This window comes from Marinobacter sp. AL4B, assembly GCF_019916045.1.
In the GTDB taxonomy this organism is placed as follows: domain Bacteria; phylum Pseudomonadota; class Gammaproteobacteria; order Pseudomonadales; family Oleiphilaceae; genus Marinobacter.
The window spans coordinates 709516-725668 of the sequence record NZ_JAILWZ010000011.1 but is presented as its reverse complement, the minus strand read 5'-3'; the positions used below and the strand labels follow the sequence as shown (position 1 = coordinate 725668).

Here is a 16153-nt window from a genome sequence, read left to right as displayed (position 1 = left end):
TTCATAGGCAAGAAAAACATCATTCGCGGATGGCCAAGGGCAGTCATGAGAAAAAATCTTCCTGTTACCGACAATGAAAGAACATTTCCAGCCTCCCAGAAACTAATTTCATCGACCGATCTGCGCGGCAAGATTCAGCATTGCAACGATGCCTTCGTTGAAGTCAGCGGTTTTTCCAGGGACGAGCTGATTGGGCAGCCTCATAATATGGTTCGTCACCCCGATATGCCTCCAGCAGCCTACGAAAACATGTGGTCTCACCTGAAAAGTGGTCGGCCTTGGATGGGGCTTGTCAAAAATCGGTGTAAAAATGGTGACTTCTACTGGGTCAGTGCCTATATCACGCCCGTCACGGAGAATGGTGAGATTGTCGGTTATGAGTCGGTGCGAAGTTGCCCGAATCGCAAAGATGTTGAACGCGCCGATTGCCTGTATGCAAAGTTGCGTAAGGGCAAATACGCGAACTCTATACTCAAACGAGTACCTTTCAGTGGACTCTTTATGGGCCTCGTGTTTGCTGTGGCGGGCCTTTTATTTTGGCTGAACCAGCCGGTTTGGTCGGAGCTGGTTCTGTCAGGTGGCGTTATCGCGTTTGCTCTCTGGATGTATGCCTCCAAGCGTAAACTTTTGGCCTCAATGGCCGGAATGATGGGAAACACCTTCACGGATAATCTTGCCGCCGAAAGTTACACCGATGACGACATGTCTCTTGGTCGATTGAAAGTTGCGATCCTCGCTCAGCAGTCGCACTTGGACGCTGTGCTTACCCGAATGGAAGATGCCGCTGCTCAGGTAAAGCTTGGTGCGACGAAAGGCATGGAGATTAATTACGAAGCTCAGGAAACCCTGCGCAAACAGCAAGCAGAAACCGAGCAGGTCGCAGCCGCCGTCCATGAGATGTCACAAACCATTGGTGAGGTTTCCTCTAATGTACAGCAGACCGCCCAGCACGCCGAGGGATCGCGGGACCATGCAAAAAAAGGCTCGACCGTCGTAGCGCAAACCCGGGAATCCATTCAGAACCTCAAGGACACCGTTCACGACATCAGTACCTCGGTTGAAGAGTTATCGCAAGAGAGCGAGCGTATCGCAGGCGTAGCGAAGATGATTGAGGGTATCGCTGATCAAACCAACCTGCTCGCTCTCAATGCGGCTATTGAGGCGGCAAGGGCTGGTGAGCATGGTCGCGGTTTTGCGGTTGTGGCGGACGAAGTTAGAAGTCTTGCAAGGCGCACCCAGGATTCAACACAAGAAATTCACGCCATCATTGAAAGCCTTATAACGCGCTCCTCTGAGTCAGTGGCAAAAGCCCAGCAAGGCAATCAGGCTGCTGACACGGGGCTGGAGCAGATGCTGGAGGCAGAAAAAACACTGGGTGAGATTACTGGTTCGGTTGCCGAAATTGCCGATATGGCCTCGCAGATGGCCGCAGCGGTCGAGGAGCAGGCTACGGTTTCTGATCAAATTAATCAGCAGGTTGAACAGATTTCAACGTTGGCGTCCGAAAATCTGGAAAAAGGCGAACAGTCATCCGAAAGTGTAAAAAATATGGAGGCAGTTGCGGTCGAGTTGCACGAGCTAGTCGTTCGCTTTAAGAAAGACTAATCTTTCTATTACCCTACGATCTGTTTGTTCAGCAAGCCTATATCGCTGCCGACATTGACACTATCCAGATCATCCGCAACCGGATGGCAAACCAATAAACGCCGAACGGATTAGTGGTCGTCAGGCAGCCTGAAATCGACGTCGTCTAGCGAGTCTGCCAGGAAGTCCAGAAATGCCCTTACAGCCGGAAGCAGACCGCGGCGCGATGGAAAAACAGCGTGGAAGATACCTCCGCGAGGTCGCCAGTCCGGTAGTATGCTCACGAGATTGCCGTCAGCCAGGTCCTGCCCACCAACGATGAGCGGCATTTTGACCACACCTAAACCACCCACAGCAGCCTTGAGCAGCGTAAAGACATCATCAGTAACCAGGCGTGGTTGGTGATGGATTTTAACAGCAGCACCGGCAGGTCCATCTAGGCACCAGACATGCTGCCCATCCCATTGTTCAAAATCGATACTGGGGAGTTTTGATAAATCATCGGGCGTAATCGCCACGGGGTACTGGGCAACCACCTCGGGTGCTGCCATCAAGCACTGGGGACTTTTGGATAGTACTTTCATTGTTAAGTCACTGTCTTCGAGCGGAGGATATCTCACTCGCAAAGCAACATCGAAACCTTCCCTGACAACGTCGACTCGCCGGCTCGTCGCGTCCATCTCGATCTTTACTTTCGGGTATTTCTGCATAAATTGGACGATCAGAGGTGCAACCAGAAAGTAGATAATGCCCGGAGCACAGCTGACTCGTATCGAGCCCACTGGTTCTGAGCGGGAATGATCGATGACTTCCTGCGCTGCATCGGCCTCAGCCAGCATCGCCACACAATGACGATAATAGTCTTTGCCTAACTCAGTAACTGTAAAAACTCGTGGTGACCGATTGATCAACCGAGTATCAAGGCGCTTCTCAAGCTCTGCAATCCGCCGGCTGAGCTTCGACTTGGGGACGCCAAGCGCTCTGCCTGCCGGCGCAAACCCGCCATGCTCAACCACTTTCACAAAGTAAAATAGATCGTTCAAATCCTGCATATTCGATCGTCCTATACATAGAACTCATAGTATAAATTTTCGCATCTACTCGAGCCACCCCTGCTGAGCTATTGTTAGATTTATCCCTTGGCTCCCAATTACGGGAAAAGGGTTCAACGAGCAGGGTGCGACGCACCGCTTCAATAAAGGAGAATGCTATGAGTAAGCCTTACGTTCGACTCGATAAAAACGACGCTGCGGTATTGTTGGTGGATCATCAGACCGGTCTGCTCTCCTTGGTCCGAGACATCGACCCGGACAAGTTCAAGAACAATGTGTTAGCCATGGGTGACCTGGCTCAATACTTTGGGCTTCCGACCATTCTGACAACCAGCTTTGAGACCGGCCCAAACGGCCCATTGGTTCCGGAACTGAAAGAGCAGTTTCCCTCTGCTCCTTACATTGCTCGCCCGGGGCAGATTAACGCTTGGGACAACGAGGATTTTGTGAAAGCCGTTAAGGATACGGGGAAGAAGCAACTTATCATCGCTGGCGTGGTGACCGAAGTGTGTGTTGCTTTTCCGGCGCTTTCTGCGTTGGCCGAAGGCTATGATGTATTCGTGGTGACGGACGCCTCCGGCACGTTCAATGAACTGACCCGGCACTCCGCCTGGGATCGGATGTCGCAAGCCGGTGCCCAACTGATGACCTGGTTTGGGCTGGCTTGCGAGCTGCACCGTGATTGGCGAAATGATATTGATGGGTTAGGAGCGCTGTTCTCAAACCACATCCCTGACTACCGAAACTTGATTACGAGTTACAACACGCTTCCTGAGAAGCAGTAGCGCGATGAAGGGGGATTCGTGTTCTTCCCGTGACCGATAATGACTGACTGAGTGGGTCAAACGGAGCCGTCCGCTCTAATTTTGTCGGACGGCGATCGTTCCAAGAACAGAACACTGAGTGTGAATATCGCTATCTATTCAGGGCTCGTGCGCTTGTTTATCGTCACATTGATGCATTGAAAATGTTGGGTCGATCGACCCTGTAGGAGGTCAAAGTGAAGAAGCTTCTGACGACGTATGGTCCCCCTCGTGGTCATTGGGTGGGTGATGGTTTTCCGGTTCGTTCGCTCTTCTCCTACGATCGGATGGGCGCATCGAATATCTCGCCGTTTCTGCTTCTGGATTACGCCGGACCATCAGAGTTTCAACCAACTCAACGCCGCCGGGGGGTTGGTCAACACCCTCACCGAGGCTTCGAGACTGTGACCGTGGTGTACGCCGGTGAGTTGGAGCACAGGGATACCTCGGGTGCAGGAGGGCTTATCGGTAAGGGAGACGTCCAATGGATGACCGCTGGAGCGGGTATCGTGCACGAGGAATTCCATTCACAGCGATTCACTGAACAAGGTGGTTTGCTGAATATGGTGCAGCTCTGGGTCAACTTACCCGCATCGGCTAAGGATACGCCGGCGGCTTACCAAACGTTGCTCAATAAAGAGATCCCTCGTGTGTCCTTGGAAGATGAGGGTGGAACGCTGCGGGTCATCGCTGGTGAGTATCTGGAACATAAAGGTCCTGCCAAGACGTTCACGCCAATCAATGTGTGGGATCTAAGCCTAGAGCCCGGTGCCCGTGTGAATTTGCCGGTGCCCGAAGGCCACACCACCTTGGTGGCAGTATTGAACGGTTCGGTTCAAATTAATGACACCGATGTGTTGCGTGAAGCTGAGCTTGCAAACCTTGACAGAGAAGGCCAAGAGATTGTGCTCGAGTCTAATAATGACGCTCGGTTGCTCGTAATGAGTGGGGAGCCCATTGATGAGCCTGTCGTGGGCTATGGGCCTTTTGTGATGAACACGGAGGGAGAAATAAAAAAGGCCATGCTCGACTTTCAAGCAGGAAAATTCGGCGCTCTCTAGCGAGGGTAAAGAGCATGAACTTCATTTGAGGGGCTGACAGGATGTGGTCCCCAATCAATTTTAAAATCGCGGTGCGCTTTTTCAATCCCGGCTTTTGGGGGAAGAAGCCATTGCTGTTCGCCCTGCGCAACATTGTCCGCCTTCACGTCGTTTCTACTGTAGTTACAGCGGCGGCATTGGGCAATCCAGCTGATCAGCTACCAGCCTCATCAGTTCGTATTCCCGAACCTCCACTTTGCCATCATGCAGGATGCAGTGTCCGCAGGCATCGATAATGCCTGGCTTCAATAACGGCGACAACCGGCTCAGAGAGGCCAGAGTGGTCTGCAGCTCTTTGATAGAGACTGACGAGGCCGGAGGTTGGTTTGGCTCCGAGAAGAAGCCTGCAATGGCTTCCTGATAGAGGTTTTCCGCCTCTTGCTCGGAGTGGGAGCCCGCGCGGGCGAATAGTCCGACAACACATTCAATGTTGGCCCTCACCGAGCGATAGCTTCTGTGCCTCACAGGCACTGCTTGCTCTGCGTTGGGTGCCAAGTGCCGGTTCAGGAACGTGTTTAATGCCAGCTCGAACAAACTCAAACGTTTATCGGCAGCGACCAGCTTTCGAACGTTGCCTAGCATTAGACGACGCTCGTCGGCATCTAATTTTCTCAGCGCCGGCATTGCCAATTCGAGAATCGGGAATCGGGCCGCTTCATCTAATGTCATAAGAGTGGGGTACAACTTGGCCAATATTTCACTTTGTCCTCCCAGCAGAGTGTTTTCGGGCAGAAGTGCTAAGCAGCGCTCGCGTTCATTGGGGGGTAGATGATACGTCAGTAAACCGTAACAAAGCTGGATAGCTCCGGCCCGGGTGTAGAGCAGGTTTCGAAAAGTAGCCGGCAGTTGCTGCAACAGATCAGCTGCAAAGGCTTCACTCTGTGGTGTAACGGTGCCCACCCGAGAGGAGAGCAGGGTGGCTGGTTGTGGTGCAGTTTCGTTGAAAGAGGACCGCAACGGAGAAAGTCGGGCACCTGGTGTGCCACGTACAGGGCCAGCAACCTGATTGGCCAGGTCCGCGAACCGAGCAGCCTCTGGTTGCGGGGTGTTTGTGTGTAGCTTCGCGCTCGGCTCGGTATCTCTCAAGCGGCTTCGAAGGCGTGCTAATAATCCGGGTTGTATCGCATTAATGCGCTCGTTGACGGGCGGGTGAGAAGCCAGCAGCGAGCTAAATTTCATGCGGGCAGACTCGCCAAAGCACATGTGATTCATGTCGCTGGCGTGGCTGGTCGTATCGAGGTAACCGCTGGTCATGCCAATCTTGAATAACGCCCCGCCTATGCCCCCGGGATTTCGGGTGAACTGTACCGAAGACGCGTCTGCCAGCATTTCTCGTTGGCGTGACACCGCGGCTTGAATCAGGCGACCGAAGAATACTCCCACATACCCGATAATCATCAGAGCAAGGCCAAGAACGCCCATGGCGGCCTGTGCCCGGCCATCCCTGTTTCGGCTTCGGATGGCGCTGCTGTAGAAGCCGGCTCGCAGCAAGAACTGGCCAATCTGGCCAATCATTAGAATCCCCGCAAGAATGGCAATCAGACGCACGTTAAGGCGCATGTCACCGTTCAGGATGTGGCTGAACTCGTGTCCCACCACACCTTGTAGTTCGTCCCGGTCTAATTGCGACAGAGCCCCTTTGGTAACCACCATCACGGCTTCACCCGGGCTGTAGCCTGCCACAAATGCATTGATGCTGGTTTCACCGTCCATCACGTACAGTTCGGGCACAGACACGCCACTGGCGATCGCCATTTCTTCAACAATGTTGCGCAGTTTACGTTCGTCGAGATCGCGGGTGTCCGGATCGATCAGGCGTGCCCCTACCATCTTCGCAACGCGCGAACCGCCTCCGGCCAGATCTACCCAGCGCACTAACGAGCCAATTACGATCAAAACGACGACCGCCGCCGCGGTGGTTATTCCGTGTGGAGACAGGAGCCAATGATGAAAGGGGAGGGGGGTGCTTTCGCTTCGAGTGACCAGATAACCGACCAGACAAACCGCCAGCGTGATGAGCACGACGGCGGTCAGAAACAAAACGACAAGAACGCTGGTATTGCGCCGGGCATTAGCCTGGCGCTGAAAAAAGCCGGGGGTTGCCATGAATCAGGCCTCAGAAACTGACTTTCGGGGCCTGGCGGGCTTCAGGAGATTCCAGTTGAAGTTGGGCAGTTTCTTTAAACGCAAACATGCCTGCGATGAAATTGTTGGGGAACTTCTCGCGGAAGATGTTATAGGTCATTACGCCATCGTTGTAAGCTTGACGAGCGAAAGCAACCCGATTTTCCGTGCTGGACAGCTCTTCCATCAGCTGTTGAACGGTTTCGTTGGCTTTCAGTTCCGGGTAGTTCTCGGAAACGGCGTAGAAATTGGCCAGTGCCTTGGTCAGCAAGTTTTCGGCACTACCTAACCGCTGCATCTTGGTATTGTCGCTAGGGTCTTTGGCGGCGTCTTTCTGAGCGCTAACGGCATTGTTGCGCGCTTCCATGACCTGAGTGAGCGTGGATTTTTCGTGGTCCAGGTAACCTTTAGCAGCCTCGACCAAGTTGGGGATGAGGTCATGTCGACGTTGTAGTTGAACGTCGATCTGGGCAAAGCCGTTTTTGAACTGATTGCGCAGTGATACCAGGTTGTTGTAGATGAAAATCAGATAAATCACGACAACCGCGATAACAACAAGACCGATGACTGTTGTCATTCCCATGCTTAACCCTCGAGCTGTGTTTAGGCGTTATTTTCCACGATGTTGGTGTGGAAAGTCTTTATGAATTTCTCAAAATCTTCCGGCAATAAAGGCTTACTGAAATAATACCCCTGTGCGAGTTTGCAGCCGCGTTGAGTGAGGTAGTGCTCTTGCTCTTCAGTTTCCACACCTTCCGCAATAACAGTCAGGTTCAAGCTTCGGCCCAGATCGATGATGGTATTGGCAATTCGGGTGTCTTCTTCGTTGACCAGAAGATCTTGAATAAACTGTTTGTCGATTTTCAGGTGCTGGACTGGCATCTTTTTCAGATAAGTCAGTGACGAATAGCCGGTACCGAAGTCATCGACGGCTATGCTTATCCCGGCTCGGTGCAATTGATGGAGTTTGGCGATTGCATCGGTCATGTTGGTCATGAAACTGGTTTCCGTGATTTCCAGTTCTAACCGGCCCGGCGGAATCTGGTACTCGGCGATGCACGCCAGAATATCTTCCACAATAGAGTCCTGCCGCAATTGGACGGCCGACAGGTTCACCGCGATCCTCAAATGGGAGCCGGAAGCCGCCCACAGTGCAGCCTGTTTACAGGCTTGCTCCAGCACCCATTTTCCGATCTTGACGATATGGCCGCTGGTTTCTGCGATTGGAATGAATTTGTCGGGCGCTACGAAACCGTGTTCGGGATGCACCCACCGCAACAGGGCTTCAGCCCCAATAACCCGTTTGGTTTCCAGGTTAATTTGGGGTTGATAAACCACATGGAATTCCCTGTTTTCGATAGCTTGAGACAGGTCTTTTTCCATCTGTTTGCGATCACGGATTTCCTGGTCGATGCTAGCAACGTAAAACTGAAAGCGGGTGTTGCTGTTTTGTTTCGCGAGCGCCATCGTTTGTTCTGCGCTTTGCAGCAAACGGTCGGCTTCGATTGCATCGTTTGGGAAGATCGAGATGCCCAGTTTTGATGTCATGGAAATGCGGTGGCTGCCGGCGTCAATGGAGGTGCCAACGATAGCCAGTATTTTCTCCGCCGTTTCTGCTGCGTGAAAATTGTCGCGAAGCTGTTTCTCGACAATAACAAACTGGTCGCTTCCTAAACGCGCCAAAGCGAATCGATCTTTCGGGAAGTTAGCATTCAATCGATTGGCAACCGTTTTTAGAATCAGATCGCCGGTGCGGAAGCCGCATTGCTCGTTCACGGACTTAAAATCATCAATACCGCATACGATCAGCGAGAAGGCGATGCCCCTGGCCGAAGAGGTTTGTATGATTTCCTGCAGATCCTCTAAGAAAGCATCCCGGCTGGGTAGGCCTGTTAACGTATCGATTCGCGCAAGTTCATTAACGCGATCCTCGGCTTCACGGTGTTTTTGTTGGCCCTCGGCGATCGCAACAAGTAAGTTGTTGGTGGCGTTTACCAGGACTCCGAGTTCGTTTTTTTCGTGACCTTTCGGGACGCTAAGGAGGTGCTGGTCCGGGTAATCAGGGTCGACCTTTTTAAGGGAGTGCACAATCCGAAGTAAGGGGCTGGCCAATAGCCAGTGGAACAGAATGAATAGTGCCAAACCGAGTATCAAAGCGATCATGATGCCGGATGCAAACGTTGTGAGCCCTCGCAACAACCAGGTTTCGGCATCGTGGGCGGTATCCAGATGAATCTCAAGGTAGCCGTATGGCTCGTTCGGATTATCGCCGCGTTTAAGGGTTTCGCGATAAACCCATACGTTCCCGAAAATAAGGTCGGTAATGGGTCGAAAATTCATTTTGCTAGGCGCGCGTTGTCGGCTGCTTAGCTCGCTGCCATCGGGATGAGAGATGCGGGCAAGGTTAACTGACTCTAAAGCGAAAAGCCCGTCTACAACTTGCTGCCCTAACGTTTGATCAATGCTGAAAACCGCTTGGGTGGCTGAGTCATAGACCATGGCAAGGGTTTGTTCTGCTTGATGTTTGAGTTCGGATGACATTCGTTGTGCGTCCAGAACAACTTGCACCGTGCTGAGAGCGAGTCCCGTGATTAACGCAACAGCCAGCACCCACCCCAGGATTCTAAAACCCAGATGGTTTTCGGCTTCAAGCGTTTTGCGTGTACGGATCATTGCAACTCATTTGTCATGGGCTAAAAAAGGGGGTTGGGTCGCATCAGTAAGCTGCCCACACGTCAGTATGGTCGATGCGGAATATGGTGCCACCGAGTATGCCTGAAATTTCTGTTATGTCCTGAAAACGCGTGTATCGATTTGTTGCAGTTTGAACCATGTCAAAAACAGAAACGCCCGCCGGGGGTTGCCAGGCGGGCGTTTCTGCTTCAGACAGCGAAGGATGATTCGCTGCTTATTTTGGCTGCTGTATTACGCTAGGTTTTCGTTCACGAAATCCCAGTTAACCAGCTTCCAGAAGCCTTCCAAGTAGTTTGGACGGCTGTTCCGGTAGTCGATGTAGTAGGCGTGTTCCCATACGTCGACAGTCAGAACCGGCTTGTCTGCACCAGTCAGTGGTGTTTCGGCGTTACTGGTGTTGACGATCTCAACACTGCCGTCGGCCTTTTTAACCAACCAAGTCCAGCCAGAACCAAAGTTGTTGGCGGCTTTGTCGTTGAATTCTTTCTTGAAGTTATCGAAAGAACCGAAGGCTTTTTCGATGGCTTCTTTAGCTGCGCCAGTTGGCTCGCCGCCGCCGTTAGGCGTCAGACAGTTCCAGAAAAAAGTGTGGTTCCACACTTGGGCAGCGTTGTTGAACAGAGGGCCGCTGGCGCTCTTAATGATCTCTTCCAGAGACTTATCAGCATTGTCAGTACCGTCAACCAGGCCATTCAGCTTGGTTACGTAGGTCTGGTGATGTTTGCCGTAATGGAACTCAAGAGTTTCCTGGGACATATGCGGTTCTAGAGCATTCTTTTCGTAAGGCAGTGCGGGAAGTTCAAATGCCATGAGGTCGTTCTCCCTTTCTCTCTTTGTTTATGAGTGTGCGTATCAGCAATATAGGGGCGAATTGTTTTAATTCAACCCTATGCTGTGAGACTGCACGTAAAGTCGGGACTGCCTGGTAGGAACTGGGCGCAGTTTTTTACGCGCCAGACCAGTTCTTCGTAGCTGTCCGCCAGAATGTTGATGTGCCCCAGCTTACGGCCGGCTCGCTCGCCTTTGTTGTAGAGGTGGAGGTGAGCGTAGGGTAGCTCAAGAATGCGTTCGATGTCGCCGTGTTCGCCGATGATGTTGATCATGCAGCTTACCCCTCGAGCTTCGACATTACCCAGTGCGTGGCCGCTGACCGCTCGAATATGGTTTTCGAACTGGCTTGTCATGGCACCTTCAATGGTCCAATGGCCGGAGTTATGAACTCGGGGCGCCATTTCATTAGCGACCAGGCCGTTCTTGGTTTCGAACAGCTCCAGAGTGAGCACGCCAACGTACCCTAATTCGTTGAGTAGTGCTTTGATGTGGTGCTCGGCGTCTTGCTGAACGTGGGCGGGTAACGCGGGTGCAGGCGCGACGGAGTAGCGCAGAATGCCTTCGTGATGGGTGTTTTCTGCGATCGGGTAGAAGGCGACATCACCATCTTCCGATCGCACAGCAATCAGTGACACTTCTCGGCTGAAGTTGACGAACTTCTCGACAATAACCCGTGGGTGGCCGATGGATGCCCAGGCGGCTTCGGCTTCTTCCGGGCTTTTCAGTACCGCTTGGCCTTTGCCGTCGTAACCTTCGGTAATCGACTTAGCAACTACCGGGCAACCGAGGGCTTCGGCTGCGGCTTTCAATGATTCCGCGCTGTCGGCTGTTTTCCATTCGGGCGTTGGGATGCCAAGTTGGCCGAACAAGGTTTTTTCTGCCTCGCGATTCTGGCATACCTTCAATGCACGGGGGCAGGGGTGTACCGGTTTTTGCTGGGCCAGTTTTTCGGCAACATCCACCGGCAAGTGTTCGAATTCGTAGGTGACACGGTCAACTTTTGATAGAAAGCTGTCCAGTTGTTCGCCGTTACGATCTACGATGGTCTCGCCAAGGCCAGCGCTAGGGCTTCCCGACATGTCGTAAAAGACAAAGTCTTTGGCTAGTGGGTATCCGGCAAGCGCGAGCATGCGGCCTAGTTGGCCAGCTCCTAGTACACCGATTTTCATTCGAACGCTCCTGCCTCTTAAGGTTTTGAAGTGGGCATTACTGATCGCTGGGATCAGGATTGTCCAGCACGGTCTGTGTTTGAGTTGCTCTGAATTCGTCGACCGCTTTGCGCACCTTGTCATCGAAGGTGCCGATAATCTGGGCAGCCAATAAGCCGGCGTTAGTAGCGCCAGCTTTACCGATGGCGAGTGTGCCAACCGCGATGCCTCCGGGCATCTGTACGATCGAAAGCAGTGAGTCCAGGCCATTCAGTGCTTTGGACTGAACCGGAACGCCCAAGACGGGCAGGGAAGTTTGTGATGCAACCATGCCTGGAAGATGCGCAGCACCGCCTGCGCCTGCAATAATAGCCTTTAAACCACGATCTGAAGCCGTTTTCGCGTAGTCAAACAGAAGATCGGGCGTACGGTGGGCTGAGACGACTCGTGTTTCGTAGGGCACGCCAAGCTTGTCGAGCATGTTGGCGGCGTGTTCCATGGTGGGCCAGTCAGATTTCGACCCCATGATGAGACCTACAAGCGGCTGCATAAACAACAGTCCTGTGATAATTGGAAAGCCGGCCATTGTATGGATTGCCCCCCCGCCATGCAAGATAGAGGGGCTGACATATAAGGCACCTGTATGGTTATTCATTTTAACGTTTTGATTGGCGAGCGTATTATCTAGTCTTCTTTATTAAACCCTCTGTATTCAGGAGTTGTAATGGAACCCATTCGTCCCGATGAAGACGAGCTGCGAGCTGACGATTCTTTTGGTGGAGCCGAGCCAAGAGAGCCTATTAAGCCCAGAACAAAACAGGATAAGCCTGTCACAGCGCCGAAATCGCCAAAGCCGGACAAAGATACGGGAAGTGCGGGCGGTGGTGTCGCGTTGATCGGGGTGTTGTTAGTGATTGTTGCTGCAGCGACTGGGGCAGGTTGGTATCTGCAAGAGCAACGTATTCAGGCTCTTGAAGGCCAGCTTCAGGACGCAGACTATTGGGCTAGGCAAAGTAATCTCGCGCTGGCCCGCTTTGAGGGCGAGTTGTCTGAAACCGGGGAATCGTTTCAGGAGCGAGGGGCGCGGTTAGAGCAGCAGATTGCCGGCAATGAAAAGCGCCTGGACTCGGCCGATAGCGAGATACGCAAGCTTTGGGTGATCGCTAACGAGAAGAATAAGCAGCGGTTGAACGAGCAACAAGAAAATATCGCTAGCCTAGAGAAGCAGCTGGTTGGTGCAGGGAAAGCTGTTTCGGACCTTGAGGCACAGTTGGAAAAGGTTCGCACCGGGCTGGCTGGAGATGTGGCTCAGGTGTCGGAGCGTCTGAAGGGAGCTGTTGCGGCGCTTGAACAGGCGGATAAGACCCTTGAAAAACAAGTTGCTGGTGTCGAGCAAAAAATCGAGGGAGTTGAACCTCTGGTTGACCGTCGTATTAAGCGTTTTGAACAAGAGCAAAAACTGGGCATTGATGGTTTAGAGGCTCGTATTGCGACACTGGAAAAGACGGTGGGGTCGCAAGCCGATGGTCCGGATGTTCGAGCGTTGAAGGCTCAGGTATCGGAGGTGAAGCAAGCGGTCGCGTCTATCGATGCCTCAAGGGCGCAGCTAACGTCCCGGTTGGTTCGTTTGTCGGAAGAGGTGAATCAGATTCGGTCCAGAGCTGGCGGTCAGTGATTTAAGCAGAAGCTGTGCGAGGATGAATGTAACAGTTTGTATTCATCCCTTGCGGTAGCTCTCATTTCTCTCGAGTGGCAGTTGATATGATCAGGCAACTCGAGAAGGGATGAAGAGTGTAAAACAATGAGAATCCGAGTGCCTTTCCTTAAGAGCGCCGCCATCCTTTACTGTGTGGTGGCGCTATCCGGTTGTACGGTGTACCAATCTATCGGAAAAAGTGTGGGCGGCTTTCTGCACCCGGTGTCGGGGCACAACTTTGTGCACATTGATACCGATGAGTGGAGTCAGAATAACGCGCTGCTTTACTTCTATCGGACCCATTCTGAATGGGCGGGTGATGAAATCGAAGCGCCCAGCGTCTACATCGACGATCATCATTATTTCAATATCCGCAACAACAGTTTCACATGGCTTGAAGTGGCGCCTGGTGAGCGGCATATCGCTATGCGTCGTCCTTTATTGGGGCTTGAGGGGCTGGGCTCGTTCAGCCTTAGCTTGATTGCCGATGCCACGTTGAACGTTGAGCCAGGAAAGATTTACTACCTACGCTATAATGAGCTTACCGAGCCGGAAGAGTTGCACCCTGAATTAGATCCCGATGAGCCGTTGGCTTCCGGTGATTTGCAGTGGGTGACACGAAGCTATGCCATGAAGCCCGGTGAGATTGTTTCCACGTTGTTTTTGAACAGTGATCTGTTGGCTCCGAATCACGCAGCTGCTTCTATCGTTGAGGAAAACCAAGAGGACGATTATGAAAAGCGGAAGGCGGCTCTTGAGGAAGAGAGAGAGCTGGAGATCGAACGGCTGAAAGAGCAGGGTAAGTACGAGTCGGCTTCATGGTATTGGCCGTTAGGCGGCGGTCCCACTGAGCCGCTTGAGAGCGACCGACGGTTGCAAGAGCTTGAGCAACAGTATGCACTCTTGGAGCAAGAGCGCGAACGTCGTAAGGAAGCAGAGTCTTCTGGGGGCTGGTGGATTTTTTGAGCACTGAGTGGTTACACTAGGGCAGCGAACTAAAGCATAGCGCCATCTGGGTTCAAGTCGCTGTTTTTGGTCAATAAATGCTCGGCTTGCACGGTGTTTTGAAAAACTTCAGATTTTTTCGGGAAAACGTTTGACACCGCCGAAGAAATGCTTAAAATGCGCATCTCACTTGGTTGAGACAGCAGCGTTGAATCAACAAGCGCTAAAGCGCACAAGTGACTGCTTAAGGCTTGAAGAACAGTAAAGCCTCGAAGTGGGTGGTTAGCTCAGCTGGGAGAGCATCGCCCTTACAAGGCGAGGGTCACTGGTTCGATCCCAGTACCACCCACCACTTTAAAGCAGAAAGCCAGGCGAGTTTCTGGCGCCCGATTTAGCCGAGTAGGTTGAGTCATGCGGAGCGGTAGTTCAGTTGGTTAGAATACCGGCCTGTCACGCCGGGGGTCGCGGGTTCGAGTCCCGTCCGCTCCGCCACTTTTCGGGTGGTTAGCTCAGCTGGGAGAGCATCGCCCTTACAAGGCGAGGGTCACTGGTTCGATCCCAGTACCACCCACCATATTTGAAGAAAAGCAGATCCAATTGGATCTGCTTTTTTTTTGTCTTCAGAAATCTTTCCGTGTGCTCACAAAAAAGCCGGGAAACCTTGGTCGCCCGGCTTGGATTTGCCTATCGAGCTTTATTTGCCAATCAAAGACTGGCCGCAGACCCGTACAACGTTGCCGGTAACGCCCGCAGAAGCTGGGTTGCAGTACCAGGCAATAGCTTCCGCAACGTCAATTGGCTGGCCGCCCTGAGACAGGCTGTTCATGCGTCGTCCGGCTTCACGGATGGTGAAGGGCATGGCGGCCGTCATTTGCGTTTCGATAAAGCCTGGGGCGATAACGTTGATGGTAATGCCGTCCTTAAGCTGCTTAGACATGGCTTCAACGTAGCCTATTACGCCACTTTTAGCGCAGGAGTAGTTGGTCTGACCGAAGTTACCCGCAATGCCGCTGATGGACGAGATGCACACAATGCGGCCGTTCTCGTTTAGCAGGTTGCGATGTATCAGCTCTTCGTCGATCAGCTCTTCTGCTGTTAGGTTGACCGCAATGGTCATGTCCCAGAAGTGCTCAGGCATGTTGCCAAGAGTCTTGTCGCGGGTGATGCCTGCGTTGTGAACTACAAAGTCTAAACCGCCGGTTTCTGAGGCGATGAAGTCTGCGATCAGCTTAGGCGCTTTTTCGTCAGTGATATCGCAGGCCAGAGCTTTACCTTTGATGGCGTCTGTGACGGTTTTCAGCTCCTCCAGAGCTTGGGGGATATCCAGGCCAATGACGGTTGCACCATCGCGAGACAAGGTTTCGGCAATGGATGCGCCGATACCGCGAGACGCACCGGTGACCAGTGCGACCTTACCGGCGAGAGGGGCAACCGGATTAGTGGCCTTCGCCGTGTCGGCCTTTCCGATGCGGACAAACTGACCTGACACATAGGCTGAGCGAGGCGACAGGAAGAAACGTACGCTGGAGTCCAGCTGGTTCTCGGCATTCGGTGCCATCCATATCAGGTTAGCGGTGGCGCCTTTTTTGCCGATTTCTTTACCCATGGCCCGCACAAAGCCTTCAAGCGATTGTTGTGCAGCCGCCTGAGGCGCTTTACGGCATGTGTGTGGGTCCTGTCCGATCACCAGAATGCGGCCGTTGGCGGCTAGTTTGCGGATGCTCGGGTGAAAGAAATCGTACAATGCACGCAATTCTTGTGGCGTTTTCAGGCCGGTTGCGTCAAAAACCAAAGCGGAGAATTTTCCGTTCAGTTCGCCGGTCACATCCAATGCTTCGGCTTTGTTGCCTACTTTTGCGGATTCGTCCAATGTGTCCAGGCCGGTTGCGTGAAATAAGTTGGCCGGGCTGGCTCCTAGTGTGGCACCTAATGTTGCGACCGCTTTTGCGCCGGAGCCGGCGCCAACCAGTACATCGCCTTCAAGATAAGGCTGGTCGGAACGCTTCAGGCGCTTTAGCGGGTTAGGTGAGGGCAAGCCTAACGATTGGGCGGCAGATTTGCCGACAGGTGTGTTGACGAGCTTAAGATAGAGATCTGACATAGTTGCTTCCTATTAGGGCGTGTTGCATAGAATGCCATAGAGGGTAAGGATTCCTCAGCCTATTGGATTGACTGA

13 protein-coding genes and 3 tRNA genes are annotated in these 16153 nt (G+C 52.8%); 8 read left to right on the top strand and 8 right to left on the bottom strand.

Annotation, left to right across the window (positions count from 1 at the left end):
• The first annotated feature begins 45 nt into the window (after positions 1-45).
• Positions 46-1605 carry a methyl-accepting chemotaxis protein gene (locus K5L82_RS07540; protein ID WP_133006028.1) on the top strand — a complete coding sequence of 520 codons (1560 nt, stop codon included), beginning with the start codon at positions 46-48 and terminating at the stop codon, positions 1603-1605.
• A gap of 110 nt (positions 1606-1715) precedes the next feature.
• On the opposite strand, the gene K5L82_RS07535 is transcribed toward K5L82_RS07540, so the two are convergent.
• Positions 1716-2636, bottom strand: coding sequence for a LysR substrate-binding domain-containing protein (locus K5L82_RS07535; RefSeq protein ID WP_223133700.1), 921 nt, complete (start codon positions 2634-2636; stop codon positions 1716-1718).
• A 158-nt stretch (positions 2637-2794) separates the two neighbouring features.
• On the opposite strand from K5L82_RS07535, the gene ycaC reads away from it, so the two are divergent.
• Positions 2795-3421 (top strand): isochorismate family cysteine hydrolase YcaC, encoded by a 627-nt coding sequence (ycaC, locus tag K5L82_RS07530; protein ID WP_133006026.1) that lies wholly within the window; start codon positions 2795-2797, stop codon positions 3419-3421.
• Positions 3422-3636: 215 nt separating this feature from the next.
• Positions 3637-4500 carry a pirin family protein gene (locus tag K5L82_RS07525; RefSeq protein WP_223133699.1) on the top strand — a complete coding sequence of 288 codons (864 nt, stop codon included), beginning with the start codon at positions 3637-3639 and terminating at the stop codon, positions 4498-4500.
• A gap of 162 nt (positions 4501-4662) precedes the next feature.
• On the opposite strand, the gene K5L82_RS07520 is transcribed toward K5L82_RS07525, so the two are convergent.
• From K5L82_RS07520 to purE, 6 genes are all read right to left on the bottom strand, one after another.
• Positions 4663-6645, bottom strand: coding sequence for a M48 family metallopeptidase (locus K5L82_RS07520; protein ID WP_223133698.1), 1983 nt, complete (start codon positions 6643-6645; stop codon positions 4663-4665).
• A gap of 10 nt (positions 6646-6655) precedes the next feature.
• Positions 6656-7240, bottom strand: coding sequence for a LemA family protein (locus K5L82_RS07515; protein WP_410505857.1), 585 nt, complete (start codon positions 7238-7240; stop codon positions 6656-6658).
• A 26-nt stretch (positions 7241-7266) separates the two neighbouring features.
• Positions 7267-9336, bottom strand: a complete 2070-nt coding sequence (locus K5L82_RS07510) for a putative bifunctional diguanylate cyclase/phosphodiesterase (RefSeq protein WP_223133697.1) — start codon at positions 9334-9336, stop codon at positions 7267-7269.
• Between the two features lie 252 nt (positions 9337-9588).
• Positions 9589-10167 carry a superoxide dismutase gene (locus tag K5L82_RS07505; RefSeq protein WP_133006021.1) on the bottom strand — a complete coding sequence of 193 codons (579 nt, stop codon included), beginning with the start codon at positions 10165-10167 and terminating at the stop codon, positions 9589-9591.
• Between the two features lie 77 nt (positions 10168-10244).
• The gene (locus K5L82_RS07500; RefSeq protein WP_223133696.1) at positions 10245-11357 is read right to left on the bottom strand and encodes a 5-(carboxyamino)imidazole ribonucleotide synthase; all 1113 of its coding nucleotides are present in this window, start codon (positions 11355-11357) and stop codon (positions 10245-10247) included.
• A gap of 37 nt (positions 11358-11394) precedes the next feature.
• On the bottom strand, positions 11395-11886 hold the full coding sequence (gene purE, locus K5L82_RS07495) for a 5-(carboxyamino)imidazole ribonucleotide mutase (RefSeq protein WP_133006019.1): 492 nt from the start codon (positions 11884-11886) through the stop codon (positions 11395-11397).
• A 174-nt stretch (positions 11887-12060) separates the two neighbouring features.
• On the opposite strand from purE, the gene K5L82_RS07490 reads away from it, so the two are divergent.
• The 5 genes from K5L82_RS07490 to K5L82_RS07470 all read left to right on the top strand — a co-directional run bounded on the left by K5L82_RS07490 (position 12061) and on the right by K5L82_RS07470 (position 14551).
• Positions 12061-13011, top strand: coding sequence for a hypothetical protein (locus tag K5L82_RS07490; RefSeq protein WP_223133695.1), 951 nt, complete (start codon positions 12061-12063; stop codon positions 13009-13011).
• Positions 13012-13137: 126 nt separating this feature from the next.
• Complete coding sequence (locus tag K5L82_RS07485) at positions 13138-13998, top strand: DUF2846 domain-containing protein (RefSeq protein WP_223133694.1); 861 nt, start codon at positions 13138-13140, stop codon at positions 13996-13998.
• Positions 13999-14253: 255 nt separating this feature from the next.
• Positions 14254-14329, top strand: a tRNA-Val gene (locus tag K5L82_RS07480).
• Between the two features lie 63 nt (positions 14330-14392).
• Positions 14393-14469 (top strand) — tRNA-Asp (locus K5L82_RS07475).
• A 6-nt stretch (positions 14470-14475) separates the two neighbouring features.
• Positions 14476-14551 (top strand) — tRNA-Val (locus K5L82_RS07470).
• A 120-nt stretch (positions 14552-14671) separates the two neighbouring features.
• Here the strand turns inward: K5L82_RS07470 and K5L82_RS07465 are convergent.
• Positions 14672-16078, bottom strand: coding sequence for a 3-oxoacyl-ACP reductase (locus K5L82_RS07465; RefSeq protein WP_133006016.1), 1407 nt, complete (start codon positions 16076-16078; stop codon positions 14672-14674).
• Positions 16079-16153: the final 75 nt, after the last annotated feature.